Origin of the sequence: Streptomyces sp. NPDC004667, from assembly GCF_040609475.1 — a bacterium.
Taxonomy (GTDB): Bacteria; Actinomycetota; Actinomycetes; order Streptomycetales; family Streptomycetaceae; genus Streptomyces.
Map to the genome: position 1 here is coordinate 1 of NZ_JBEXKC010000004.1, position 22446 is coordinate 22446.

Genomic DNA, 22446 nt, shown 5'->3' on the forward strand with positions numbered 1-22446 from the left:
ATCAAGTGGGGCCTGGACTACATGAACTCCCGCTACGGCAGCCCCGTCGGCGCCTGGAACTTCTGGCAGAACAACCACTGGTACTAAACCACCGGTACCGAACCACCGGCGGACCGCGCACAGCGCACCCCGGACACACGAAGGCCCCGGTGGCCGGCCTCCCCAGGTCCGGCCGCCGGGGCCTTCCGCGTCCCATCCCAGGGGGTCAGCGGGCGCCCGCGGGGCTCACAGGCGCTGGATGATCGTCCCGGTCGCCAGCGCGCCTCCCGCGCACATGGTGATCAGGGCGAACTCCTTGTCGCGCCGCTCCAGCTCGTGCAGCGCGGTGGTGATCAGCCGGGCGCCGGTGGCGCCGACGGGGTGGCCCAGCGCGATGCCGCCGCCGTTGACGTTGACCTTCTCCAGGTCCTGGTCGAAGACCTGGGCCCAACTGAGGACGACGGAGGCGAAGGCCTCGTTGATCTCGACGAGGTCGATGTCCCGCAGGGACATCCCGGCCTTGCCCAGCACGGCCCGCGTCGCGTCGATCGGCCCGTCCAGGTGGTAGTGCGGATCGGCGCCGACCAGGGTCTGGGCCACGATCCGGGCGCGCGGCTTCAGCTTGAGGGCGCGGGCCATCTTGCGCGAGGCCCACATCACGGCGGCGGCGCCGTCGGAGATCTGCGAGGAGTTCCCGGCGGTGTGCACGGCGGTGGGCATGACCGGCTTGAGCCGGGCCAGGCCCTCCATGCTGGTGTCGCGCAGCCCCTCGTCCCGGTCCACCAGCCGCCACATGCCCTGCCCGGCCGCCTGCTCGGCCTCGGTGGTCGGCACCTGGACGGCGAAGGTCTCGCGCTTGAAGCGCTCCTCGGCCCAGGCGGTGGCGGCCCGTTCCTGGGAGAGGACGCCGAGACGGTCGACGTCCTCGCGGGTCAGCCCGCGGCGACGGGCGATCCGCTCGGCGGCCTCGAACTGGTTCGGGAGGTCGACGTTCCACTCGTCGGGGAAGGGCTTGCCCGGACCGTGCTTGGATCCGGAGCCCAGCGGGACCCGGCTCATGGCCTCGACCCCGCAGGCTATGCCGATGTCCATGACCCCGCCGGAGATCATGTTGGCGACCATGTGGTTGGCCTGCTGGGAGCTGCCGCACTGGCAGTCGACGGTGGTCGCGGCGGTCTCGTAGGGCAGGCCCATGGCGAGCCAGGCGTTGCGGGCCGGGTTCATCGACTGCTCGCCGGCGTGGGTGACGGTGCCGCCGACGATCTGCTCGACGCAGTCGGGCTGGATCGCGGTACGGGCCAGGAGCTCGCGGTAGGTCTCGCCGAGGAGGTAGGCCGGATGGAGGTTGGCCAGGGCTCCCCCGCGTTTCCCGATGGGGGTGCGTACGGCTTCGACGATGACGGGTTCCGCGGCCATGAGCTCGTCCTCTCCTGCACGTCCTGTACGTCCTGTACGTCCTGTACAGCGCCGGCGCGGCGGGCCGTCCCGGCGCCCCGCCTGAACTAGTACGCGTTCTAGTTCTCCCCCGCAGTCTTATGACCCGAACCCCCGGCACGCAAGGGTCGTGCACGCGCCTTACACGGATTCCACACGCAACAGGTGGCGCGAGAGGCCTTGTGACTTCTAGAACTCGTTACTACCTTCGAGCCAACTTCTGATGGGCCGTCAGACCCTCGTCAGACCTTGGAGTCGCCCGATGCCCTGCCCCGCGCTGCCCGACGGCTTCGACGCCACCGACCCCGACATCCTCCACGACCGCGTCCCCCTGCCGGAGTTCGCTCAGCTGCGGCGGACCGCGCCGGTGTGGTGGTGCCCGCAACGGCGGGGCGTCACCGGCTTCGACGACGAGGGCTACTGGGCCGTCACCCGGCACGCGGACGTCAAGTACGTCTCCACGCACCCGGAGCTGTTCTCCTCCACCACCAATACGGCGATCATCCGCTTCAACGAGCACATCCAGCGCGAGCAGATCGATGCCCAGCGCCTGATCATGCTGAACATGGACCCGCCGGAACACACCCGCGTACGCCAGATCGTGCAGCGGGGCTTCACCCCCCGGGCCATCCGCGGACTGGAGACGGCCCTGCGCGACCGGGCCCGGAAGATCGCCGAGGAGGCGGTGGCCGCCTCGGCCGACGGAAGCTTCGACTTCGTCACCCAAGTGGCCTGCGAACTCCCCCTCCAGGCGATCGCCGAGCTGATCGGCGTCCCCCAGGAGGACCGCGCGAGGATCTTCGAGTGGTCGAACAGGATGGTCGCCTACGACGACCCCGAGTACGCGATCACCGAGGAGGTCGGCTCCAACGCGGCCGTGGAACTCATCGGCTACGCGATGAACCTGGCCGCCGCGCGCAAGGAGTGCCCGGCCAACGACATCGTCACCCAGCTCGTGGCGGCCGAGGGCGAGGGCAACCTGCGCTCCGACGAGTTCGGCTTCTTCGTGCTGCTGCTGGCGGTCGCCGGCAACGAGACCACCCGCAACGCCATCAGCCACGGCATGCACGCCTTCCTCACCCACCCCGAACAGTGGGAGCTGTACAAGGCCACCCGGCCGGCGACGGCCGCGGAGGAGATCGTGCGCTGGGCCACCCCCGTGGTCTCCTTCCAGCGCACCGCCACCCGGGACACCGAGCTGGGCGGCCAGAAGATCAAGGCGGGCGACCGGGTGGGGATGTTCTACTCCTCCGCCAACCACGACCCCGAGGTCTTCGAGAACCCCGAGGTCTTCGACATCACCCGCGACCCGAACCCCCACCTCGGCTTCGGCGGCGGCGGCCCGCACTTCTGCCTCGGCAAGTCCCTCGCCGTGATGGAGATCGACCTGATCTTCAACGCCCTGGCCGACGCCCTCCCCGATCTGCGCCTGGCCGCAGACGGCCCGCGCCGGCTGCGCGCGGCCTGGCTCAACGGCATCAAGGAGCTCCGGGTCAGCTCCCGTTGACCCGCGGACCGGGGCGGCGGGGGCCGTCCACCTTCCACGCCCCGGCCCCCGCCGTCCGCCGCTCGCGGTGCGGGACACCGCGCCCGAGTGGCGGGATCCCCGCGACTGCCCGATCCTGACAGGACGCGGCGATCCACCGAAGGGGCGCCGGGGCACCACTGCCCCGGCGCCCCTTCGGCCCGTTGCGGGGGCGCGGCTTCGGGGCGTTGCGGGCGCGCGGCTTCGGGCCGTTGCGGGCGCCGCTCGCCGGCCGGGCCCGCGCGGGGGACCGGGTCCGGTCCGTCGCCCGCGGGGGCCTTCGCGGGGGCCGGGCTCAGGCCGTGCGCAGGATCGCGCAGGTCGTCGTACCGTGCGCGTAGAGCTTGCCGTCGAGGGTCCCCACGACGCGCGCCTCGGCGGTGGCCGTCGTCCGGCCGACGTGCAGGGCGGTCCCCTCGCAGCGCAGCGGCGGGGTGTCCGCCAGCACCGGACGGATCAGGTGAACGCCCAGCTGGACCGTGGTGTACGCGGTACCGGCCGGGAGCCGCGTCATCACCGCGGAGCCGAGCGCCGAGTCCAGCAGGGTGGCGAGGAACCCGCCGTGGACCGTGCCCATCGGGTTCAGCAGGTGGTCGCCCGGGTCCCCCTCGAAGACGGCGAAACCCTCCCCGACGTCGGTCAGGCGGAAGCCCAGGGTGCTCATCATCGAGGCCGCGGGCAGCGTGCCCTTCAGGGCCGCCGTCAGCACGTCCAGACCGCTCATGCCCAGGATCTCCGGGGTGGGTTCGGGCCGCGGCCGCCAGGTGTGGGTGCGGGAGCGGGCGCGGGTGTCCTCGGCGGTGGGGTTCTCGTACGTGGTCATGGCACCGACCCTAGGCACCGCCCCGCCGCGCACACGAGTGACGGATCCGGCAGCATCCGCATCACTTCCGACAGCACGCGTCCGGGCCCGGCGACCGTAGGCTGACCCCCGTGAAAATCGCCGTACTGGCCCTCGACGGGGTCTTCGACTCCGGGATCTCGGCCGTCCTGGACGTACTGCACTGCGCAAACGCCCTGCGCGGGCAACTCGCCGGAGCCGCGCCCCCGGCCTTCGAGATCCACACCGTCGGCGTGCGCCGACGGGTCCGTACGGGGCTCGGGCACCGGATCGACGCCGAACCCGCCTCCGCGGCGCAGGGCGCCGGGCTCCTCGTGCTGCCCGCCCTCATGGAGCGCCGCCCCGCCGCCCTGCTGGAGACGGTGGCCTCGCCCGCCCACCGCTCCGCGCGCCGGCTCCTCGCCGAGGCCCGCGAGCGCCGCACCCCGCTCGCCTCCTCCTGTACGGGAACGTTCCTGCTCGCGGAGTCCGGGGTGCTGGACGGACTGCGGGCCACCACGAGCTGGTGGCTCGCCCCCGTGTTCCGCGACCGCTACCGCCGGGTGACGCTGGAGGAGGCCCGGATGGTCACCACCTCGGACGGGGTCACCACGGCGGGCGCCGCGTTCGGCCACCTCGACCTGGCGCTGTCCGTCGTCGGCATGCGCAGTCCGGCCCTGGCCGACCTCGTGCGGCACTACCTGGTCGTGGACGACCGGGCCTCGCAGGCCGCGTACGCGATCCCCGGCGCGATGGCCCGTCACGACCCGCTGGTCGCCGCCTTCGAGCAGTGGGCGCGGGCCCGGATCGCGGAACCCCTGTCCATCGCGGAAGCCGCCCGCGACCTGGGCGTCAGCGAGCGCACCCTGCAGCGCACGATGGCCCGCACCCTCGGCTGCTCCCCGATCCGCCTGGTCCAGGACCTGCGGGTGGAACAGGCCGAACACCTGCTGCGCACCACCGCGCTGCCGCTCGCGGCGGTGGCCCGGCGGGTCGGGTACGAGAGCCCCGGCCCGCTGCGCGCGCTGCTGCGCCGCCGTTCGGGGGGCGGGCCGGGGCGGGTCGGGCCGGGGCGGGGCCCGGCCTCAGGCGCGCCCCGAACGGGCGGGGGCCCGTAGGTTCGGGCCGGCTTCCGGCTCCGCTCCGCTCTCCCCGGCGGCTGCCGCCGCCGCGCGCTGTCCGGGCAGGCTGACCCGGAGGCCGCGCGGCCCGGACAGCACGTGGACCAGCCCGAACCCGGCACCGACGACCAGCGCGCCGCCGACCGCGTCCAGGACCCAGTGGTTCGCGGTGGCCACGATCGCGCAGACCGTGATCAGCGGGTGCAGCGCGCCGAGCAGCTTCTGCCGGCCCTTGGGCGCGAGCACCACGATCACCGTCCCGCACCACAGCGACCAGCCGAAGTGCAGCGACGGCATCGCCGCGTACTGGTTGGAGATCGCGGTCATCGCCCCGTACGAGGGGTTCGCCAGGTCCTGCACGCCGTGCACGGTGTCGACGAAACCGAGGTCCGGCATGAGCCGCGGCGGGGCGAGCGGGTACAGCCAGAAGCCGGCCAGGGCGATCACGGTGGCGAGGCCCAGCGAGGCGCGCGCCCAGCGGTAGTCCCCCGGGCTGCGCCGGTACAGCACGGCGAGGACGGCCAGCGGCACCACGAAGTGGAAGGAGGTGTAGTAGAAGTTGAAGAACGCCTCCAGCCAGGGCGTGTCCACCACGGCCCGGTTGACGGCGTGTTCGATGTCCATGCCGAGCGCCTGCTCGATCGCGTGGATCCGGCTGCCGTTGGCCTCGGCGACGGATCGGCTCGCGGGGGCGGCGGCCCGGATGTGCGAGTAGATCGAGTAGCCGACCCGTATCAGCAGCAACTCCAGCAGCAGGTTGGGGCGGGAGAGCGCCTTGCGCCAGAACGGCATCAGCGGGACGCGCGGGAAACGCGTGGCGGCGGGCCGCCCGTAGAGCGTGGGCACGGGCTCGCGCCAGTACGGGGACGAACGCGGCAGGAACGGCACGGAGCAGGCCGCCGCCAGGGCCGCGAGGAGCGGCACGTTGTCCCGTACGGGGGCCAGCGCGGCCATGTTGGGCAGCAGCACGGCGCTCGGCAGGGTCATCGCGAGCACCACCGCCACCGGCCACACCCGCCGGTCGGCGGCCCGCACGCCCACCTTGCCGGCCACCGCGAGCAGCACCCACAGCATCTGGTGGCGCCACCCGTCCGGGGACACGGCGACGGCGACGCAGCCGGTGACGGCGACGGCGAGCAGCAGCTGGCCGTCACGGGCGTAGCGGGCCGCGCGGCGCAGGCCGACGCAGGCGATCGCGGTGGCGAGGGCGGCGTAGAGGAGGATCTCGGCGGGGCCGCCGAGGCCCAGGCGCAGCAGGGCGCCGTGGACGGACTGGTTGGCGGGGCCGTCGGGGGCGCCGCCGAGGCCGGAGCCGGCGAGGTGCTCGACCCAGTACGTCCACGAGTCGCGCGGCAGTGACGCCCAGGACAGCGCGGTGGCGCCGGCGAAGGTCAGCGCGGCGGCCTTGGCGGTGGGGCGGCGTCCGGTCAGCCACAGCAGCGGGGCGAACAGCAGCAGGGCCGGCTGGAGGGCCGCGGCGAGTCCGACGAGGAACCCGGCGGGGCGCTCGCCGGGCACCCGGAAGAACGCGAGCAGCACCAGCAGCACGGGCAGCACGGCGGCCTGACCGGGCGAGGCGGCCTCGCGGACGGGCAGCGAGACCATCATCAGCGCGACCAGCACGGGCGCGGCCAGCAGGGCGGTGCGCCGGGGCACGGGGTCGGGCAGGCCGCGTGCGGCGACCAGTCCGATCGCGGCGACGGACAGCAGGGTGACGCCGGTCCAGGCCACTTCCAGGGAGGGCGTGGCCAGGCCGACCAGCGGCTTGAGGACGAGCCCGGCGAAGGGGGTGCCGGTGAACCGGCCGGCGTCGTAGAGCGAGCCGGGCAGGCCGCCGGGGGCGCCGGGCAGGTGCAGACCGCTGAGCCACTCGCCGGGCGGCACGCTCAGTACGGCGGCGGCCTGCCTGACGCCGAGCACGGCCGCCAGCGCCCACAGCAGGAGGCGCGCGGCCCCGAGTCTGCCGTCACCGCCTATGACACCGGCATGTCCATCGGCCCCGCCGTGTTCCGCCGCGTCAGCCACGCCTCGCCGTCCTCCCGCCCCTGTCGACCGCAACCTCGACTTCGCCCGGCTGCCGCGTCCGATGCACCGGATCCCTGCCGGGCACGACGATATCCCCCACGGGTTCTCCGGGGCGGCGTGCCGTGGCATCCCGAGGGGCGAGCGCCTCCCGGACCGGGAGGGATGTAGGAGACTTCTCGCACGTGGTCAAGGCCGGGCGCGGTGCCCGGCCCGTGTTTCCCGAGAGGTGTCATGTGCCCAGCGTGGTAAAGATCAACGTACTGACCGTCCCCGCCGACCAGCGGGAAGTCCTGGAGCAGCGGTTCGCCTCGCGGGCGGGGGTCGTCGAGGGTTCGGACGGTTTCGAGTGGTTCGAGCTGCTCCGGCCGGTCGAGGGCACCGACCAGTACCTCGTGTACACGCGGTGGCGTTCAGAGGAGGACTTCCAGGCCTGGATGGAGGGGCCGATGAAGGCCGCGCACCAGGGCGGCGCGGGGGCGGGCGCAGGGGCCGGCGGTGGCGCCGCAGCAGCCGGTGGCGAGCGGCCCAAGCCCGCGGCTTCCGGGTCCCAGGTGTGGTCGTTCGAGGTCGTGCAGCAGGCGGGTCCGAAGCAGGCGTGAACCGCTGCTGACGTGGGCGGGCACTGAGGTGCACGGGGCCCGGGGCGGTGTGTCGCTCCGGGCCCCGCGCGTGCCCGGCGGGATCCGTCTGCGCGGGATCCGTCTGCGCGGGATCCGTCCTCGCGGGTCCGTCCTCGCGGGTCCGTCCTCGCGGGATCCGTCCGCGCGGGCTCAGCTCCAGAAGGCGTCGCTCTCGTCGATGTCCTGGGTGCACTGGTCGATGTCGGTGATCTTGCCGCCGACGATGGTGAAGAAGAGGCCTTCGTGGATCTCGATGCCCCGGTCGCCGCGGTCGCCCATGGCGGTGTGGAAGGCCATCGCGTGGCCCCGGCCGTCCACCAGGACCCGTTCCAGGCGGACCCGGAAGGTGCCGCCGGTCTCCTCGCCGAGCCGCCGGTAGAGGTCGAGGACGGCTTCGCGGCCCTTGTGGTGCCCCGCCAGTGGGCTGCTGCCGGGCATGTGGTGGATGACGTCGGCCGTCATCAGTGTGCCCAGGGTGTCCATGTCGCCCTTGCCGAAGGCCTCGTAGCCGCGGCGGATCAGGGCACAGTCCGGGTGCTCCGACATACCGTTCACATCCTCCGTTGACGCGACCCCCCACCAGTCCTATTTACACCTTTCCTCATCATCGGCCCGTGGCTGTGGATATTCCACGCGGGGCGGACGGGAGACGCTCCACACTGACGCCATGGACAAGAACCTGATCACCGACGCGACGGCCCCCACGGGATGGGAGGCCGTGACGGAGCCCTTCGGCACGCCGGACGCCACCGCCCTGCGCCGCGCCTACTACGCGGAGGTCGCCGGACGGTACTGGAATCGGCCCGCCACCGAGGCCGAGGTCGACGAGGGGCTGGCGGACGATCCGGCCGACGACCTCGTGCCGCCCACGGGGCAGTTCGTGGTCGGCCGGCTCGACGGGCGGCCCCTGGCCTGCGGCGGCATACGCCTCCTCGACCCGGCCACCGCCGAGCTCACCCGGATCTACGTCGACCCCCGCGCCCGCGGCACCGGCGGCGGGACGGTCCTGCTCGACGCGCTGGAGGGGGCCGCCCGTGCGCTGGGCGCGGGGCGGATGCGCCTGGACACCCGCAGCGACCTGGTGGAGGCCCGCGCCCTGTACGCGCGTCACGGGTACCGCGAGATACCGGCCTACAACTCCGGCCCGTACGCCCAGCACTGGTTCGAGAAGTCCCTGGGGTGAGCCGCCGCCGGCGCGGGCACGGACCGGCCGTCAGGGAGCGGCGTGCTCAGGGGGCGGCGTGGTCCCGGCGCGGGAGGGTGTCGTAGGGCTCCTCGGCGTCGGAACCGCACAGCTCCCGGTTGATCTCCGCGACGAGTTCGGTCAGGTCGGTCGGCCGCTCGGGCCCCCACCAGTCGCCCAGCAGTTCGGCGAGGGACTCCTGCCGGGCGGCCGCGAGCCGGGCGGCGGCCTCCCGCCCCCGGTCGGTCAGGACCAGTGAGACGCCCTCGCGGACCGCGAGCCGGCGTTCCTCGCTCTGGCGGCCGGCGTCGGTGATGGCCTTGAGGGGGATCCCGGTGCGTTCCGCCAGCTCGGCCGGGTCCGCGGAGCCGTACTTGTTGATCCGCAGCAGCAGCCAGCTGGTGGCGGGGAGCAGGTCGTAGCCCGCCTTGTCGGTGATCTTCTCGTAGACGTGGCGGCGGCCCTCACGGCTGCCGAGCACGCACAGCGCTCGGGCCACTTCGTCGCGCGAGGAGCGCTCGACGGGGTTGGAGGCGAGGGTCTCCGTCACATCGGGTGCGGTGACGGAGCCGCGGAGCTTGTCCTCCTTCAGGAACCAGGAGATGACGAAGGCGACCAGCACCACGGGCACGGCGTAGAGGAAGACGTCGGTGATGGCCGTGGAGTAGGCGTCGAGCACGGTGGGCCGCAGGTTCGCCGGGAGCGTGCCGATGGCCCGCGGGTCCGCCTCCAGCTGCTGCACGCTCAGGCCGGAGGGCAGGGGGACGCCTGCGAGGGCGGCGGAGAGCTGGTCGCCGAGCCGGTTGGTGAAGATCGTGCCGAAGATGGCGACGCCGAAGGAGGCGCCGATGGAGCGGAAGAACGTGGCACCGGAGGTGGCGACGCCGAGGTCGGCGTAACTGACCGCGTTCTGCACCACGAGGACGAGGACCTGCATGACCAGACCCAGGCCCGCGCCGAAGACGAAGAAGGAGGCGCCCATCTGCCAGTCGGAGCTGGTGCGTTCCAGCTGGTGCAGGAGCAGCAGTCCGACGGCCGTGACGCCGGTGCCCGCGATCGGGAAGACCTTCCACCGCCCGGTGCGGCTGACGATCTGACCGGAGACGGTGGAGGCGATCAGGAGGCCGAAGACCATCGGCAGCATGTGGACGCCCGACATGGTCGGCGAGACGCCCCGCACGATCTGGAGGAAGGTCGGCAGGTAGACCATCGCGCCGAACATCGCGAAGCCGACGACGAAGCTGATCACCGAGCAGAGGGTGAAGGTGCGGATGCGGAACAGCTTCAGCGGCAGCACGGGTTCGGCGGCCCGCCGCTCGACGAGGACGAAGGCGACGAGGAGCACCGCGCCGAGGGCGGCGAGTCCGATGATCTGGCTCGACGCCCAGGCCCAGGTGGTGCCGCCGAGGGAGGCGACCAGCACGAGGCAGGTCGCGACGGAGGCGATGAGCCCGGTGCCGAGGTAGTCGATGGTGTGCTTCGAGGAACGGGCCGGGATCCGCAGGACCGCGGCGATCACGACGAGGGCGACCAGCCCGATGGGGAGGTTGATGTAGAAGACCCACCGCCAGGTCAGGTGGTCCACGAACAGGCCGCCCAGCAGCGGCCCGAGGACACTGGTCGCCCCGAAGACGGCACCGAAGAGGCCCTGGTACTTGCCGCGTTCGCGCGGCGGGACGATGTCGCCGACGATCGCCATCGAGAGCACTATCAGCCCGCCGCCGCCGAGGCCCTGGAGGGCGCGGAATCCGATGAGCTGGGGCATGTTCTGGGCGAGGCCGCAGAGCGCGGAGCCGATCAGGAAGAGCACGATGGCGTACTGGAAGAGCTTCTTGCGCCCGTACTGGTCGCCGAGCTTGCCCCACAGCGGGGTGGCCGCGGTGGAGGCCAGTATGTAGGCGGTGACCACCCAGGACAGGTGCTCCATCCCGCCCAGTTCGCTGACGATGGTGGGCAGCGCGGTGGAGACGATGGTCTGGTCGAGGGCGGCGATCAACAGGCCCAGCAGGAGGGCTCCGATCGAGACGAGCACCTCCCGGGAGGCGTGCTCGGCGCCGGGACCGGGTTCCACGGTGGAAGCGGTGACATCCTGGGCCATCGGGTCCTCCTCAGGCAGGATCGGCACCATCCATCCTGAGCGGTGTGTCCGGTTATGGCCTGTCGGGCGGGTTGGGCGGGACCTGAGAGGTCTGCATAATCGCTGGCAGTGGCCACGGGAGGGGTAGCAGTGAGCGCTGAGCGCTGTCCGAATTGCGGCGCCGTACGCGCCGAATGCACATGCATGCCGAACGGATCCTTCGACCCGCTCCGCATCCGCCCCTACGCCCCCCGACCGACCCCGACCCCAACACCCCCGGAGCCGAGCCCCGACCCTGGTCCGGGGCCTGACCTTGGCACGGGGCCTGACCTTGGCACGGGCGCGGGGCCTGGCACGGGTCCGGGCCCTGGCGCGGGTCCGCGGCCTGGCGCGGGTCCGGGGCCTGGCCATGGCACGGGTCCGCGGCCTGGCCACGGCACGGGTCCGCGGCCTGGCCACGGCACGGGTCCGCGGCCTGGCCACGGCACGGGTCCGCGGCCTGGCCACGGCACGGGTCCGGGGCCTGGCCTTGGCTCCGGCCCTGGTCCGGGGCTTGGCCTTGGCCTGGGCACGGGCCCTGGGCCTGGCCTTGAGGCTGCGCCCGGCCATGGCGCGGGGCCGGGGCCTGGCACGGGTCCGGGCCCTGGGCCGGGCATTGACACCGGCCCTGGTCCGGGGCCTGGCCTTGGCCTGGGCGCGGGGCCTGGGCCTGGCCTTGGCTCTGCGCCCGGCCGCGGCGCGCCGTACGCGCAGACCCCGCCTGGGACCGACGCACCGTACGCGCAGACCCCGCCCGGGACGGACGCGCCGTACGCCCAGACCCCGCCCGGATCGGACGGCCGGTACGCCCAGACCCCGCCCGGATCGGACGGCCCGTACCCGCAGGTCCCGGCGCCCCCGGCGCAAGGGCTCGGAGGACCGTACGTACCCGGCCCCCGGGACGCGCACGCCGTGTGGCCGCAGCCCCCCGCCGGGACCGGCGCGGGCGCCGTGGCGTACGGGGCCGGGCACGCGGATTCCGGCCGGCCGGGCGTGGCGGGCCCGGACACCTCCGCGTCGGACGGTGCCGGTTTCGTCGGCGGACCGCCGACCCCGCGGGCGGAGGCGGCGACCGAGCTCTTGGCGGCGGTGCCGGCAGGGCCCCCTGCGGCTCCGGAGCCGCACACGCCCGCCTACGGCATACCCGTACCGGCCCCGGCCGAGCAGACGATGCAGCTGAGCCCCGTCGCCCCGCACCCGCGCCGCGCCGGCTCCGCGCGGCGGAACCGGCTGCTGGTGCCGCTGATCGCCGGTGGGGGCGTCCTGGCCGTCGGCGCGGTGGCACTGTCGCTCGGGGTCTTCACGGGCTCCGGGAAGGGCGACGCCGTCCTGCTGGACCCCGGTCCGTCGGCGCCCGCCATCAGCGTCGCTCCGGTGGGCCCGTCGGACGGGCCCACCGGGGAGACGCCGTCACCCTCCGCGTCGGCCTCGCCCAGCACAAGCACCTCCGCGTCGCGCTCCGCGTCCCCGTCCGCCTCCGCGGCGAGCCCCACCGCGTCCCGCTCGTCCTCCGCGGCCCCGGCCCCGTCGGCGACCACCGGCCGCCCCGTCGCCCCCACCACCCCGTCGCCCGCGGCCAAGCCGGTGACCCTGCGTTCGGGGGACTCCGGCCCCGAGGTGGAGAAGCTCCAGCGGCTCCTGGCGGACCAGGGCCTGTACCGGGGCCGCTTCGACGGCCGCTACGGGCGTTCCGTCGAGCGGGCCGTGGACGACTTCCAGTTCTACAACGACGTCCGGGGCGATCCGTCGGGCGTCTACGGTCCGGCGACGCGGCGCGCCCTGGAGGGATAGGTCACTCCGCGGGCGGTGGCGCACACCCTCCCTCGTTTTGTATCGTGTAGGAACAAAGTGGTTCCGTCCGCACTCCCTGACCGGTGGACGGAACCACTTGTTCTCTTTTCCCGCCCCGTCTGGAGCCTTCCGATGCCGGCCAGCACGACCACCACCCCCGTCGTCCTCACCACCCGGGCGCTGCTCCTGGACATGGACGGCACCATCGTCAACTCGGACGCGGTGGTCGAGCGCTGCTGGCGCGAGTGGGCGGTGTCCCACGGGCTGGACCCGCAGGAGGCGCTCAAGGTGGTCCACGGCCGCCAGGGCTACGCCACGATGGCCGTCCTGCTGCCCGAGCGCCCGATGGAGCTCAATCACGCGGAGAACAAGGTGATGCTCGCCCGCGAGACGGCCGACACCGACGGCGTGGTCCCCGTCGGGGGCGCCGAGGAGTTCATGGCGTCGATCGCCGGGCTGCCGCACGCCCTCGTCACCTCCGCCGACGCCGCCCTGGCCGCGGCCCGGATGACGGCGGCCGCGCTGCCGATGCCGCGGGTCCGCGTCACCGCCGAATCCGTCGGGGCCAGCAAGCCCGACCCCGAGGGTTTCCTCAAGGGCGCGGCCGAGCTGGGCATGGACCCGGCCGACTGCGTGGTCTTCGAGGACTCCGGCGCGGGCATCGCCGCGGGCCTGGCGGCCGGCATGCGCGTGATCGGCGTCGGCCCGCGCGCCGCGGCGTACGGGCCGACGGCCCACGTTCCCGACCTGACCTCGGTCCGCGTCGAGGCGGACGGGGACGGCACGATCCGCCTCGTCCTCACCCCGACCGCCTGACCCGGGGCCCGACCACCTGACCTGGGGCCGGGGCCGGGGCGCCTAACCCGAGACCGGACCACGCGACCCGGCCGGGGCACCCGAAGCCAAGGCGCCCGACCCGCGAGCGCCCGGTGCAGGGCCTCGCCACGAGCCGACACCCCGCGCAGGGCCCCGCCACGAGCGGACGCGACACGCAGGCCCTCTGCGCGAGCGGACGCGACGCACGGCACCGCGGCGCGAGCAGACGCGACGCACGGTGCCTCGGCGCGGGCGGACGCGACGCACGGCGCCCCGCCACGAGCCGACACCACACACGGCACCGCGGCGCGAGCCGACACCACGCACGGCACCCCGCCACGAGCGGACGCGACGCACGGCACCGCGCCTCACGGAGCCCCCACACAGGCAGCCGCGCCCCAACGGGACGCGCCGCAGGCGGACGCAGCCCAACGGGACACGCCCCAAGAGCCGACGGCAACACGGCACAACGACTCCGCGCTACTGCCCGACGCGCCCGTCGATCCGCTCGCGCAGCAGGTCCGCGTGGCCGTTGTGGCGGGCGTACTCCTCGATCATGTGCACCAGCACCTCGCGCAGTTCCGTCGGCGTTCCGCCGTTGTCGCCGACGGCCCCGAGATCGGGTGCCTCCTCGACGAGCCGCTCCGCGAAGGCGACCTCCGCCCGCCAGGTGGCCCAGGCCTCCGCCACCACCGCCGGGTCGGCCACGGCCCCCCTGAACTCCCCGTCCGGCTCCCGCTCCGAGCGGTAGTGCCGACGGACCTCCTCGCCCGCCATGACCCCCCTGAACCACTTCTGCTCCACGCCCGCGAGGTGGCGTACGAGGCCCAGCAGCGACAGGTCCGAGGGTTCCACCGCCCGGCGGGCCATCGCCCCGGCGTCGAGGCCGGAGCACTTCAGCTCCAGGGTGAGCCGCTGATCGCGCAGGTATCCGGCCAGGAGGGCCCGCTCGCCCCGGAACCCGCCGTCGGACCGGGCGTCCTCATCGGGACGCACGAACATGTTGGACCAGCCGAAACCCGGGCCGGACGAGGAGGGGGACGGCAACGGGGAAGCGGGCGCGGGGGTGGGCGCAGAGGTGGGCCCGGTGGAGGTCACGCCCTCAAGCGTGCCCGCGGCCCCGGGCCCCCACAAGGGGTTTCCCGGGCCGCGAGGGGGCTCCGCTCAGCCCGCGATCGCCTCGTACAGCGAGAACACCGCCAGCGCCGCCATGACGGCGGCCGCGATCTTGGTGATGAGCCGCAGCGGCACGTACTTCATGAGGGTGCGACCGCCGAGGATGCCGATGCCGGCGACGGCCCACAGGGCCAGCACCGCGCCGAGGCCGACGGAGACGGGGTTGTCGTACCGCGCGGCGAGGTTGGCGGTCATGATCTGGGTCAGGTCACCGAACTCGGCCACCAGGATCAGCATGAAGCCGGCCCCCGAGACCTTCCAGAAGGACTGGTCGGCGGGCGCCTTGACCTCCTCGTCCCCGTCGTCCTTCTTCAGGAGCAGCATGGCCGCTCCGGCGAGGAAGAGGACGCCCACGACGGCCTGGACCAGCCGGTGCGGGAGCAGCGTCAGGACGCTGCCCGCGGCGATGGCGAGCGCGACGTGCACGGCGAAGGCGGCGGCGACGCCCGCGAAGACGTAGGAGGCGCGGTAGCGGGTGCCGAGCATCAGGCCGGCGAGGGCCGTCTTGTCCGGAAGTTCGGCGAGGAAGACGACGCCGAAGGCGATGGCCATGATGGTGAAGCTGAACACGGGGTGGGACCTCGATCGGTCGGGCAGGACGCCATCGGGACCGAGAGACCTGAGGTGCGGCAGGGGTCGCTTCGGCTCGGCGGCGCCCTGAGGTGCGTAAACGCGGACAGGACACTGCGGCCGAAGGTCTCGCTGGCCGACCGCTGACGCGGCCTGCCTCCGGGCGCCGGCTGGGGTGACCCAGCAGTATGTCGACGGTCCGGCGAAGAGCTACTCCCCTTCATGCTCCTCCAGGGTACGCGACGGCGGCCACCGGCCACCCCTGCCCGGAATGTGAGCTTGGACCCACTCCACTCCGTTCCGCGTCACTCACGTGGCCGGATTTCCAACTTCCCTGTGGCCGGGGATCGTTGGTTGTCTTGATGTGACGTGCTCATGTCGGCAACCTGTCACCTGGCGCCCGTCCCCGCGACACCTGGCGCCGCCAGCATGGCCGCGCCCCACCGGGGCGGAACGGCCACCACCCCCCGCACCCAGGGAGCCCTCATGGCCCTCGCTTCTCTTCGCCTGCCCTCTTTCTACGCGCGTCGCATAGGCCGCGCGGGCATCCTCGCGTCCGCCGTCGCCCTCGCCTCGCTCACCTCGCTCGTGAACGCCCCGACCGCCCTGGCCTCCCCGCCCACCCCGATCAGCGCGGCCGCCGCCCGGAGCTACCTGGCCACGGTGACGCCCACGCCGGAAGGCTCCCTCAGCGGCTACAGCCGCGCCCAGTTCCCGCACTGGAGCACGGTCTCCGGAACCTGTAACACCCGCGAGACGGTCCTCAAGCGGGACGGCGTCAACGTCGTCACCGACTCCGCCTGCGCCGCCGTCAGCGGCAGCTGGTACTCGGAGTACGACGGGGCCACCTGGACCGCCGCGTCCGACGTGGACATCGACCACATGGTCCCGCTCGCCGAGGCCTGGCGCTCGGGCGCCAACTCCTGGACCACCGACCGCCGTCAGCAGTTCGCCAACGACCTCACCCGACCGCAGCTCATCGCCGTCACGGACAACGTCAACCAGGCCAAGGGCGACCTCGACCCCGGCAAGTGGCTGCCCCCGCGCACCGCGTACCGCTGCACGTACGCCCGGATGTGGGTGCAGGTGAAGCAGTACTGGGGTCTGAGCATGGACAGCGGGGAGAAGACGGCCCTGGTGAACCTCCTGAACGGCTGCTGACCCGGCATTCACCCCCGCTCTCCCCCGCCAGGGGGAGGCCGGGCGGGCCCTCCGCCCCGTACCGTGATCGAAAGGGGTATGGAGGAGGGGGAGTTCCATGGCCGGACTGCGTCTTGGGCCACTGCTGCGCCACATCGACTGGGACACGGGCGGCGCCGCCACGATATGGGTCGAGGCGGACCGCCCGTGCACGGCCGTGGTGCGGTGCGCCGACGGGTCCGGCGGCAGCGCCCGCACCTTCCAGATCTGCGGCCACCACTACGCGCTGGTCCCGGTCACCGGCCTGACCCCCGGCGCGACCACGGCCTACGAGGTGCTCCTCGACGGAGCCCTCGTCTGGCCGGCGGCCGGGAACGGCTTCCCCGCGAGCACGATCACCACCCCGGCGGTGGGCCGCCCCGGACGGCCCGCACCCGGGCTCCGGGTCACCTTCGGCTCCTGCCGGCAGGCCGCCCCGCCCGCCGGCCGACGCGGACCGCACGGCGCCGACGCCCTCGACACCCTCGCGGCACGGCTCGCCGCCGATCCCGGAGCACCCCGGCCCGATCTCCTCCTGCTGCTGGGCGACCAGGTCTACGCCGACCAGCTGTCGCGGGAGACCCGGCGGTGGCTCGCGGCCCGCCGGGACCTGCGCGAGGCGCCGGGCGCACAGGTCGCGGACTACGAGGAGTACACCCGGCTCTACTACGAGTCCTGGCTCGACCCCGAGATCCGCTGGCTGCTCTCGACGGTCCCCAGCCTGCACGTGTTCGACGACCACGACGTCATAGACGACTGGAACACCAGCGAGGCCTGGCTCGCCGAGATGCGGGCGACCCCGTGGTGGCCGGAGCGGGTGCTCAGCGGGCTCATGTCGTACTGGGTGCACCAACACCTGGGCAACCTCTCCCCCGCCGAACTCGCGGCGGACCCCCTGTACGCGGCGGTACGGGCCGACCCGGACGGCACCGACGCCCTGCGCGCCTTCGCGGCCCGGGCGGACGCCGATCCGGCTTCGGTGCGCTGGAGTTACCGGCGGGACTTCGGCCGGACCCGGCTGCTGATGGTCGACACCCGGGCGGCCCGGGTGCTCGCCGAGGACGGGCGGGCCATGCTCGACCCGGCCGAACAGGCCTGGCTGCGGGAGAACGCCCTCGCCGGGCACGGGGATTACGACCACCTGCTGATCGGCTCCTCGCTGCCGTGGCTGATGCCCCCGCTGATCCACGACGCGGAAGTGTGGAACGCCGCGCTGTGCCGGGGAGAGCGCGGGGCCCGGTGGGCACGCATCGGCGAGGACCTGCGGCGGCGCGCCGATCTGGAGCACTGGGCGGCGTTCCCCGCGTCGTTCGAGGCGCTGAGCGACCTCATCGAGGAGGTGGGGACGGGGCCGAAGGCCCCGGCGACGGTGATGGTCCTGTCCGGGGACGTCCACCACGCGTACGTGGCCGAGCCCCGAATACCCAGTACGGCCCGCGTGTTCCAGCTGACCTGCTCACCGGTGCACAACTCCATCCACACGGCGGTCAAGTGGGGGTTCCGGCTGGGCTGGTCGCGGCTGGGCCGGTGGCTGGGGCGCGGCTTCTCGCGGCACGGGCGGACTGGCCGGCCGCCGCTGAGCTGGCGGCGCACGGGCGGCCCGTGGTTCGGCAACCAGCTCATGACGCTGGCGCTGGCGGGCCGCAGCGCCCGGCTGCGCCTGGACCAGGCCCGCCCGGGGCGACGGGGAGCGGCCGGAACGGCCCGGCTGGTGACGGTCCTGGACCGGGAGCTCACCGAACCGCACACCGGCCGGCCCTAGGCCGTCGGCGGACCCGGCGGCGGACCTGACGGACGCGGTGGCCCCCGGGCTCGTGCGGCCCCCCGCCGGGCGTACGCTGTATGGCTGTCAAGCCGCCCCTGCCGCTCCCCGCGACGACGCGGCGCTTCGGACTGGGGAGTCCCGCTGTGCTCGAAACGCTGGGGTCGTTGACCTCGAGCCCATGGATCTACGTCGTGGTCGCGGTGTCCATCCTGCTCGACGTGTTCCTGCCGGTGCTGCCGAGCGGGGTGCTGGTGATCACGGCCGCGGCAGCGGCGGCGGCCGCCGGTCCTCCGCCCCGGGTTCCCGACATCAGGGCCCTGCTGGTCATCGCCACGACGGCCTCGGTCCTGGGCGACCTGGCCGCGTACCGGCTGGCCCGGCTCGGCGGGGCCCGCCTGGACCGGGCCATCGCCCGCTCCCGCCGGCTGACCCGGGCTCAGGAGCGCCTGGGCACGGCCCTCTCCCGGGGCGGCGGCGCCCTGGTCGTGATCGCCCGCTTCGCGCCCGCCGGCCGCTCGGTGGTCTCGCTGGGCGCCGGCCGGACCCAGCGCAAGGTGAGGGAGTTCCTTCCCTGGTCGGTGCTGGCGGGCATGACCTGGGCGGGCTACAGCGTGTCTCTCGGTTACTTCGGCACCCAGTGGCTGGGCACCACCTGGCTCGGTACGGCGGTCTCCCTGATCGCCCTGTTCGCGGCGGGCTCCCTGGCCGCCTTTCTCGTCCGCCGGCCGCCCGAGGCCACGGCGCCCGCGACGTAGGAGACACGCATGACGGACCCGCACGTTCCCGGAACCGGCACCCCACCCGGCCACGAGGCGGTGGCGGCCCGGCTCGAAGGGCACCGGCGGGAACTGACCGGCTACTGCTACCGGATGCTGGGGTCGGTGTTCGAGGCGGAGGACGCCGTGCAGGAGACCATGGTCCGCGCCTGGCGCGGCGCGGACCGGTTCGACGGCCGCGCCTCGTTGCGGACGTGGCTCTACCGCATCGCCACGAACGTCTGTCTGGACGCGCTCGCCGGCCGCGAACGCCGGGCCCGCCCGATGGACCTCTGCGGCCCGGCCGTCGGCGCCACCTCGCCGGGCACCGTGCTGGACTCCTCCGCGTGGATCGAACCCTTCCCCGCGGGCCCCACGGCCGTGGCCGTCGACCCGGCGGAGGCGGCCGCCACCGGCGAGTCCGTCCGGCTGGCCTTCGTAGCGGCGCTGCAGCACCTGGCGCCCCGGCAGCGCGCCGTCCTGCTCCTGCGCGAGGTCCTCGGCTTCTCGGCGCAGGAGGTCGCCGACGTCCAGGGCTCCACCGTCGCCTCCGTGAACAGCGCGCTGCAGCGGGCCCGGGCCGTGCTGGCCACCCGGCGCTCCGAAAGTACGGACGGCGCACCGGCCGCACCCGCCGGCGAAGCCACCCGACGGGCCCTCGCCGACCGGTACGCCGCCGCGTTCTCCGGCTTCGACATGGAGGCCCTCTCCATGCTGCTGCACGTGGACGCCACCCTGTCCCTGGCCCCGCACACCCTGTGGATGCGGGGCTCCGCCGAGATCCGGGCGTGGCTCGCCGGTCCGGCCGTCGGCTGCCGGGGGTCCCGGCTGGTGCCGACCACGGCGAACGGTTCGCCCGCCTTCGGCCAGTACCGGCGCCGGGCCGACGGCACGGGCTTCGACCCCTGGGCGCTCCAGGTCGTCGAAGTGTCGGGGGAGGCGGTCACCGACATCAGCGTCTTCCGCGACACCGAGCGGCTGTTCCCCCTCTTCGGCCTGCCCCCTCACCTGGACGCGTAGGCCGGGCGGGGCAGTCGGTCACCCGTTCACCCTGCAGCGATCGCCGCGTCCCGGCGGGGCTTCTAGCGTCCAGAGCACGGCGCGCATCCGATTCCGCGTCACGTCCGTGCCCTGGCCGCGCCGTTTCGAGGAGCCCGAGGAGTTCTCTCCATGTCCCCCACACGCATCCGGTACCGGCTGGCGGGCGTCGCTGTCGCGACACTCGCCGTCGCTGCCGTCACACCCGTCATTCCCGCCTCCGCCGCCCCCTCCGCCACCGTCTCCCCCGGAACCGTCGCCCCGGGCGGGCGGGTCGACCTCAAGGTCGAGGGCTGCGGCACCAAGACCGGCCGGGCCACCTCCCGGGCGTTCGGCAGCGTCCCGCTGAACCCGGACAGCCTGAGGCCGGGTGCCCTCTCCGGTGCCGCCACCCTCTACGCCGACGCCCCCACCGGCTCCCACCCCGTCACCTTCGAGTGCGGCGGCACTGGCGGTGCCCGCATCACCGTCACCCTCCAGGTCGCCCCCGGCGCCGCGCGCGGCGGACTCGGCGGCAGCGTCGATTCGATGAGCACCGGGCAGGTGGCCCTGGGCGGCACCCTCGCGGCAGGCGCGCTCGGCGCCGGGGTCTGGATCCTGCGCCGCCGCACGGCCCGGACCGGCTGACCCGACGCCCCGCCGCCGCCGGCCCCTACACCGCGGCGGACTGCCCGCGCACCCGCACCCCGTCGAGCAGCAGCCTGGTCGCCTCCGCGACGGCGTCCACGGCCGCGTCGAACACCTCCCGGTTGTGCGCGGCGGGCGCCCGGAACCCGGACACCTTCCGTACGTACTGGAGCGCGGCGGCGCGGATCTCCTCCTCGGTGGCCTTCTCGGGGATGGCGGGCGGGCGCAGGGTCTTAATGGAGCGGCACATACCTCCACTATGGCGCGGAGGGCGGCAGCTCGGCCCCGGAAAGCTTCATGATCAGCCCGGCCTGGAGCCGGCCCCGCAGCACCGGGTCGGCCACCTCCTCCAGCAGGCCGATCGCCTGCCGCGTGCTCTCGGCGGCCCTCCGGTCCTCGCGCAGGGCGGTGCTCTGCGCGGTCATGTGCCGCAGCGCGAGGTCGGCCCGCCGGTGGAACAGCTGGCCGACGAGGGTGACGACCAGGCCGACGGAGCTGGTCACCACCCCGATGTACGCGTCCCCCGCGCTCTCCGCCTTCCACACGGCGAGCCCGACCCCGAACAGCAGCACGGCCGCGCCGATGCCCGCGAACCGCTGGCTGGTCACGAAGCTACTGCGGGCCTGCGCCAGCCCGTATGCGTAGTACTCGACGAGGATCGGGGTGAAGTCGTCGCGCCGGCCCTCCGGCTCGACCGCCCCGCCCCGCCCGGCGTCCACGAGCCCGGGTCCCCCCTGGCCGTCCCCCTCACCGGCCCCGGGTCCGCCAGCCCCCAGCCCCGCGAGCAGCCGCGCCCGCTCAGCGTCCCGCCGCGCCTCGAACCCCCGGCTCCGCCGCCACTCGCCCCACACAGCCCCGAAGCCCACCACCACGATCCCGATCCCCCAGACCCACACCTCGGCCCCTGCCACGCCCATCACCCCCCGCGATGAGATCCCCGCCCCACCGTGCGGGAAACCCACCCGGAACCTAGACTGACGAACGCCCGAAATGTCCACATCGGGGGATGAGGGAGACACCATGGCCAAGCGAGGAAACAAGCGCCGCGCCCGCAAGAAGAAGAAGGCCAACCACGGCAAGCGCCCCAACGCCTGACCCCGCCTCCCCGCCCGCAACCCCACACGGGCGGCCACCCGAACACCCGAAGAGCCCCCCACCCCACAGGGCGGGGGGCTTCTCCACACCCCCCGGCCCCGCCCCCTGAGCACGCCCACTCACTCCACCTTGAGTACCGGCACCCTGCCCCCCACCCACCCGGCCCGGAACAGTAGGAGCATGCGCAAAGGCCCCCGGATATCCGCTCCCCACGCACTGTCGATCCCACTCCAGGCCGCGGCCGCGATCGCGGCATGGGCCGCCTGGCTGGGCTGGGACCAGCACCGCGACGTACACCCCGACGGCTCGCAGACCGGCCCCTACGAGGCGTGGCAGGTGATCGGGCTCGGCCTGACCGTCCTGGCCCTGACCTACTGGGCGGCATCCCGGGGCCACACGGCGGCAGCCATCCTCGGCACCACCACCGGCCTGACCGCCGCCGCCTACTACGACTGGTCGGACGACGCGAGCGGCCTCTTCATGATCGGAGTATCCCTGACCACCCTCGCAAGCCTCGCCGGCACCACCGCCCTCACCCTCGCCACCACCACCTCGAAACACCGGCCCACCCGACCGGACTGAGCCACAACTCGCCCTCGGCCGAAGGCCCCCAGCCATGATCGGTCGGGAGCCTTCGCACTGATGGGCGCGGACGGTTCCGGACCGCCGACATCTGCTTTGCAAGCTCACCCGGACACTCACCCTGCCCTGACTTCCCACGGCCAGGCACCCTCCGGGGAGACGCTGACAGCTACTGTCATCGCCATCGTTGATGTCAGCCGTGAATGTCAGCTCCACCCCAGCTGCACTA

21 protein-coding genes and 1 pseudogene are annotated in these 22446 nt (G+C 73.8%); 13 read left to right on the forward strand and 9 right to left on the reverse strand.

Translation table 11 applies throughout. The features are described 5' to 3' along the window. Positions 1-87, forward strand: a pseudogene (locus ABZW32_RS03215) (lytic transglycosylase domain-containing protein); the annotation flags it as partial. Positions 88-225: 138 nt separating this feature from the next. Here the strand turns inward: ABZW32_RS03215 and ABZW32_RS03220 are convergent. Then, positions 226-1395, reverse strand: coding sequence for a steroid 3-ketoacyl-CoA thiolase (locus ABZW32_RS03220; RefSeq protein ID WP_030227290.1), 1170 nt, complete (start codon positions 1393-1395; stop codon positions 226-228). Between the two features lie 280 nt (positions 1396-1675). Here ABZW32_RS03220 and ABZW32_RS03225 point away from each other — a divergent pair, with 280 nt between their 5' ends. After that, positions 1676-2920 carry a cytochrome P450 gene (locus tag ABZW32_RS03225; protein ID WP_356210476.1) on the forward strand — a complete coding sequence of 415 codons (1245 nt, stop codon included), beginning with the start codon at positions 1676-1678 and terminating at the stop codon, positions 2918-2920. Between the two features lie 313 nt (positions 2921-3233). On the opposite strand, the gene ABZW32_RS03230 is transcribed toward ABZW32_RS03225, so the two are convergent. Continuing rightward, complete coding sequence (locus tag ABZW32_RS03230) at positions 3234-3761, reverse strand: PaaI family thioesterase (protein ID WP_356210479.1); 528 nt, start codon at positions 3759-3761, stop codon at positions 3234-3236. A 110-nt stretch (positions 3762-3871) separates the two neighbouring features. On the opposite strand from ABZW32_RS03230, the gene ABZW32_RS03235 reads away from it, so the two are divergent. Continuing rightward, positions 3872-4876: a helix-turn-helix domain-containing protein gene (locus tag ABZW32_RS03235; RefSeq protein ID WP_356210481.1), complete on the forward strand. Its 1005-nt coding sequence runs from the start codon at positions 3872-3874 to the stop codon at positions 4874-4876. Here the strand turns inward: ABZW32_RS03235 and ABZW32_RS03240 are convergent. Further along, a complete protein-coding gene (locus tag ABZW32_RS03240; RefSeq protein ID WP_356210483.1) occupies positions 4844-6904 on the reverse strand; it encodes a bifunctional glycosyltransferase 87/phosphatase PAP2 family protein in 2061 nt (686 codons plus the stop codon). The two genes, ABZW32_RS03235 and ABZW32_RS03240, sit on opposite strands and share 33 nt — an antisense overlap. 233 nt (positions 6905-7137) lie before the next feature. On the opposite strand from ABZW32_RS03240, the gene ABZW32_RS03245 reads away from it, so the two are divergent. After that, positions 7138-7503 (forward strand): antibiotic biosynthesis monooxygenase, encoded by a 366-nt coding sequence (locus ABZW32_RS03245; protein ID WP_356210486.1) that lies wholly within the window; start codon positions 7138-7140, stop codon positions 7501-7503. A 171-nt stretch (positions 7504-7674) separates the two neighbouring features. Here ABZW32_RS03245 and ABZW32_RS03250 read toward each other — a convergent pair whose 3' ends face one another. Continuing rightward, positions 7675-8070 (reverse strand): nuclear transport factor 2 family protein, encoded by a 396-nt coding sequence (locus ABZW32_RS03250; protein WP_356210489.1) that lies wholly within the window; start codon positions 8068-8070, stop codon positions 7675-7677. A gap of 121 nt (positions 8071-8191) precedes the next feature. On the opposite strand from ABZW32_RS03250, the gene ABZW32_RS03255 reads away from it, so the two are divergent. Further along, a complete protein-coding gene (locus ABZW32_RS03255) occupies positions 8192-8707 on the forward strand; it encodes a GNAT family N-acetyltransferase (protein ID WP_356210492.1) in 516 nt (171 codons plus the stop codon). A gap of 46 nt (positions 8708-8753) precedes the next feature. Here ABZW32_RS03255 and ABZW32_RS03260 read toward each other — a convergent pair whose 3' ends face one another. Further along, complete coding sequence (locus ABZW32_RS03260; protein ID WP_356210494.1) at positions 8754-10805, reverse strand: MDR family MFS transporter; 2052 nt, start codon at positions 10803-10805, stop codon at positions 8754-8756. Positions 10806-11735: 930 nt separating this feature from the next. Here ABZW32_RS03260 and ABZW32_RS03265 point away from each other — a divergent pair. Together ABZW32_RS03265 and ABZW32_RS03270 are read left to right on the forward strand one after the other, a co-directional pair. After that, the gene (locus ABZW32_RS03265) at positions 11736-12614 is read left to right on the forward strand and encodes a peptidoglycan-binding domain-containing protein (RefSeq protein ID WP_356210496.1); all 879 of its coding nucleotides are present in this window, start codon (positions 11736-11738) and stop codon (positions 12612-12614) included. A 132-nt stretch (positions 12615-12746) separates the two neighbouring features. Then, positions 12747-13430: an HAD-IA family hydrolase gene (locus ABZW32_RS03270; protein WP_356210499.1), complete on the forward strand. Its 684-nt coding sequence runs from the start codon at positions 12747-12749 to the stop codon at positions 13428-13430. A gap of 480 nt (positions 13431-13910) precedes the next feature. Here ABZW32_RS03270 and ABZW32_RS03275 read toward each other — a convergent pair whose 3' ends face one another. Further along, positions 13911-14432 (reverse strand): DinB family protein, encoded by a 522-nt coding sequence (locus ABZW32_RS03275; RefSeq protein WP_356210839.1) that lies wholly within the window; start codon positions 14430-14432, stop codon positions 13911-13913. Between the two features lie 162 nt (positions 14433-14594). Continuing rightward, positions 14595-15176 carry a TMEM165/GDT1 family protein gene (locus tag ABZW32_RS03280; RefSeq protein WP_356210501.1) on the reverse strand — a complete coding sequence of 194 codons (582 nt, stop codon included), beginning with the start codon at positions 15174-15176 and terminating at the stop codon, positions 14595-14597. A gap of 486 nt (positions 15177-15662) precedes the next feature. On the opposite strand from ABZW32_RS03280, the gene ABZW32_RS03285 reads away from it, so the two are divergent. From ABZW32_RS03285 to ABZW32_RS03305, 5 genes are all read left to right on the forward strand, one after another. After that, positions 15663-16337, forward strand: coding sequence for an HNH endonuclease family protein (locus tag ABZW32_RS03285; protein WP_356210504.1), 675 nt, complete (start codon positions 15663-15665; stop codon positions 16335-16337). 97 nt (positions 16338-16434) lie between these two features. Continuing rightward, the gene (locus ABZW32_RS03290; protein ID WP_356210507.1) at positions 16435-18117 is read left to right on the forward strand and encodes an alkaline phosphatase D family protein; all 1683 of its coding nucleotides are present in this window, start codon (positions 16435-16437) and stop codon (positions 18115-18117) included. A 146-nt stretch (positions 18118-18263) separates the two neighbouring features. Further along, complete coding sequence (locus tag ABZW32_RS03295; RefSeq protein WP_356210510.1) at positions 18264-18875, forward strand: VTT domain-containing protein; 612 nt, start codon at positions 18264-18266, stop codon at positions 18873-18875. A 9-nt stretch (positions 18876-18884) separates the two neighbouring features. Continuing rightward, a complete protein-coding gene (locus tag ABZW32_RS03300) occupies positions 18885-19895 on the forward strand; it encodes a sigma-70 family RNA polymerase sigma factor (protein WP_356210513.1) in 1011 nt (336 codons plus the stop codon). 150 nt (positions 19896-20045) lie between these two features. Next, the gene (locus ABZW32_RS03305) at positions 20046-20540 is read left to right on the forward strand and encodes a hypothetical protein (protein WP_356210516.1); all 495 of its coding nucleotides are present in this window, start codon (positions 20046-20048) and stop codon (positions 20538-20540) included. Between the two features lie 25 nt (positions 20541-20565). On the opposite strand, the gene ABZW32_RS03310 is transcribed toward ABZW32_RS03305, so the two are convergent. Both ABZW32_RS03310 and ABZW32_RS03315 read right to left on the reverse strand, forming a co-directional pair. Then, on the reverse strand, positions 20566-20790 hold the full coding sequence (locus ABZW32_RS03310; RefSeq protein WP_280917534.1) for a DUF2277 domain-containing protein: 225 nt from the start codon (positions 20788-20790) through the stop codon (positions 20566-20568). Positions 20791-20797: 7 nt separating this feature from the next. Beyond that, entirely contained in the window at positions 20798-21451 is a 654-nt protein-coding gene (locus tag ABZW32_RS03315; protein WP_356210519.1) for a hypothetical protein, read from the reverse strand. 364 nt (positions 21452-21815) lie between these two features. Here ABZW32_RS03315 and ABZW32_RS03320 point away from each other — a divergent pair, with 364 nt between their 5' ends. Beyond that, the gene (locus tag ABZW32_RS03320; protein ID WP_356210522.1) at positions 21816-22217 is read left to right on the forward strand and encodes a hypothetical protein; all 402 of its coding nucleotides are present in this window, start codon (positions 21816-21818) and stop codon (positions 22215-22217) included. Positions 22218-22446: the final 229 nt, after the last annotated feature.

Excerpts from the sequence above, each read along its gene's own strand:
- ABZW32_RS03220 (WP_030227290.1), bottom strand. The coding sequence starts at position 1,395 with ATGGCCGCGGAACCCGTCATCGTCGAAGCCGTACGCACCCCCATCGGG.
- ABZW32_RS03225 (WP_356210476.1), top strand. The coding sequence starts at position 1,676 with ATGCCCTGCCCCGCGCTGCCCGACGGCTTCGACGCCACCGACCCCGAC.
- ABZW32_RS03230 (WP_356210479.1), bottom strand. The coding sequence starts at position 3,761 with ATGACCACGTACGAGAACCCCACCGCCGAGGACACCCGCGCCCGCTCC.
- ABZW32_RS03250 (WP_356210489.1), bottom strand. The coding sequence starts at position 8,070 with ATGTCGGAGCACCCGGACTGTGCCCTGATCCGCCGCGGCTACGAGGCC.
- ABZW32_RS03255 (WP_356210492.1), top strand. The coding sequence starts at position 8,192 with ATGGACAAGAACCTGATCACCGACGCGACGGCCCCCACGGGATGGGAG.
- ABZW32_RS03260 (WP_356210494.1), bottom strand. The coding sequence starts at position 10,805 with ATGGCCCAGGATGTCACCGCTTCCACCGTGGAACCCGGTCCCGGCGCC.
- ABZW32_RS03270 (WP_356210499.1), top strand. The coding sequence starts at position 12,747 with ATGCCGGCCAGCACGACCACCACCCCCGTCGTCCTCACCACCCGGGCG.
- ABZW32_RS03275 (WP_356210839.1), bottom strand. The coding sequence starts at position 14,432 with ATGTTCGTGCGTCCCGATGAGGACGCCCGGTCCGACGGCGGGTTCCGG.
- ABZW32_RS03285 (WP_356210504.1), top strand. The coding sequence starts at position 15,663 with ATGGCCCTCGCTTCTCTTCGCCTGCCCTCTTTCTACGCGCGTCGCATA.
- ABZW32_RS03290 (WP_356210507.1), top strand. The coding sequence starts at position 16,435 with ATGGCCGGACTGCGTCTTGGGCCACTGCTGCGCCACATCGACTGGGAC.
- ABZW32_RS03300 (WP_356210513.1), top strand. The coding sequence starts at position 18,885 with ATGACGGACCCGCACGTTCCCGGAACCGGCACCCCACCCGGCCACGAG.
- ABZW32_RS03305 (WP_356210516.1), top strand. The coding sequence starts at position 20,046 with ATGTCCCCCACACGCATCCGGTACCGGCTGGCGGGCGTCGCTGTCGCG.
- ABZW32_RS03310 (WP_280917534.1), bottom strand. The coding sequence starts at position 20,790 with ATGTGCCGCTCCATTAAGACCCTGCGCCCGCCCGCCATCCCCGAGAAG.
- ABZW32_RS03320 (WP_356210522.1), top strand. The coding sequence starts at position 21,816 with ATGCGCAAAGGCCCCCGGATATCCGCTCCCCACGCACTGTCGATCCCA.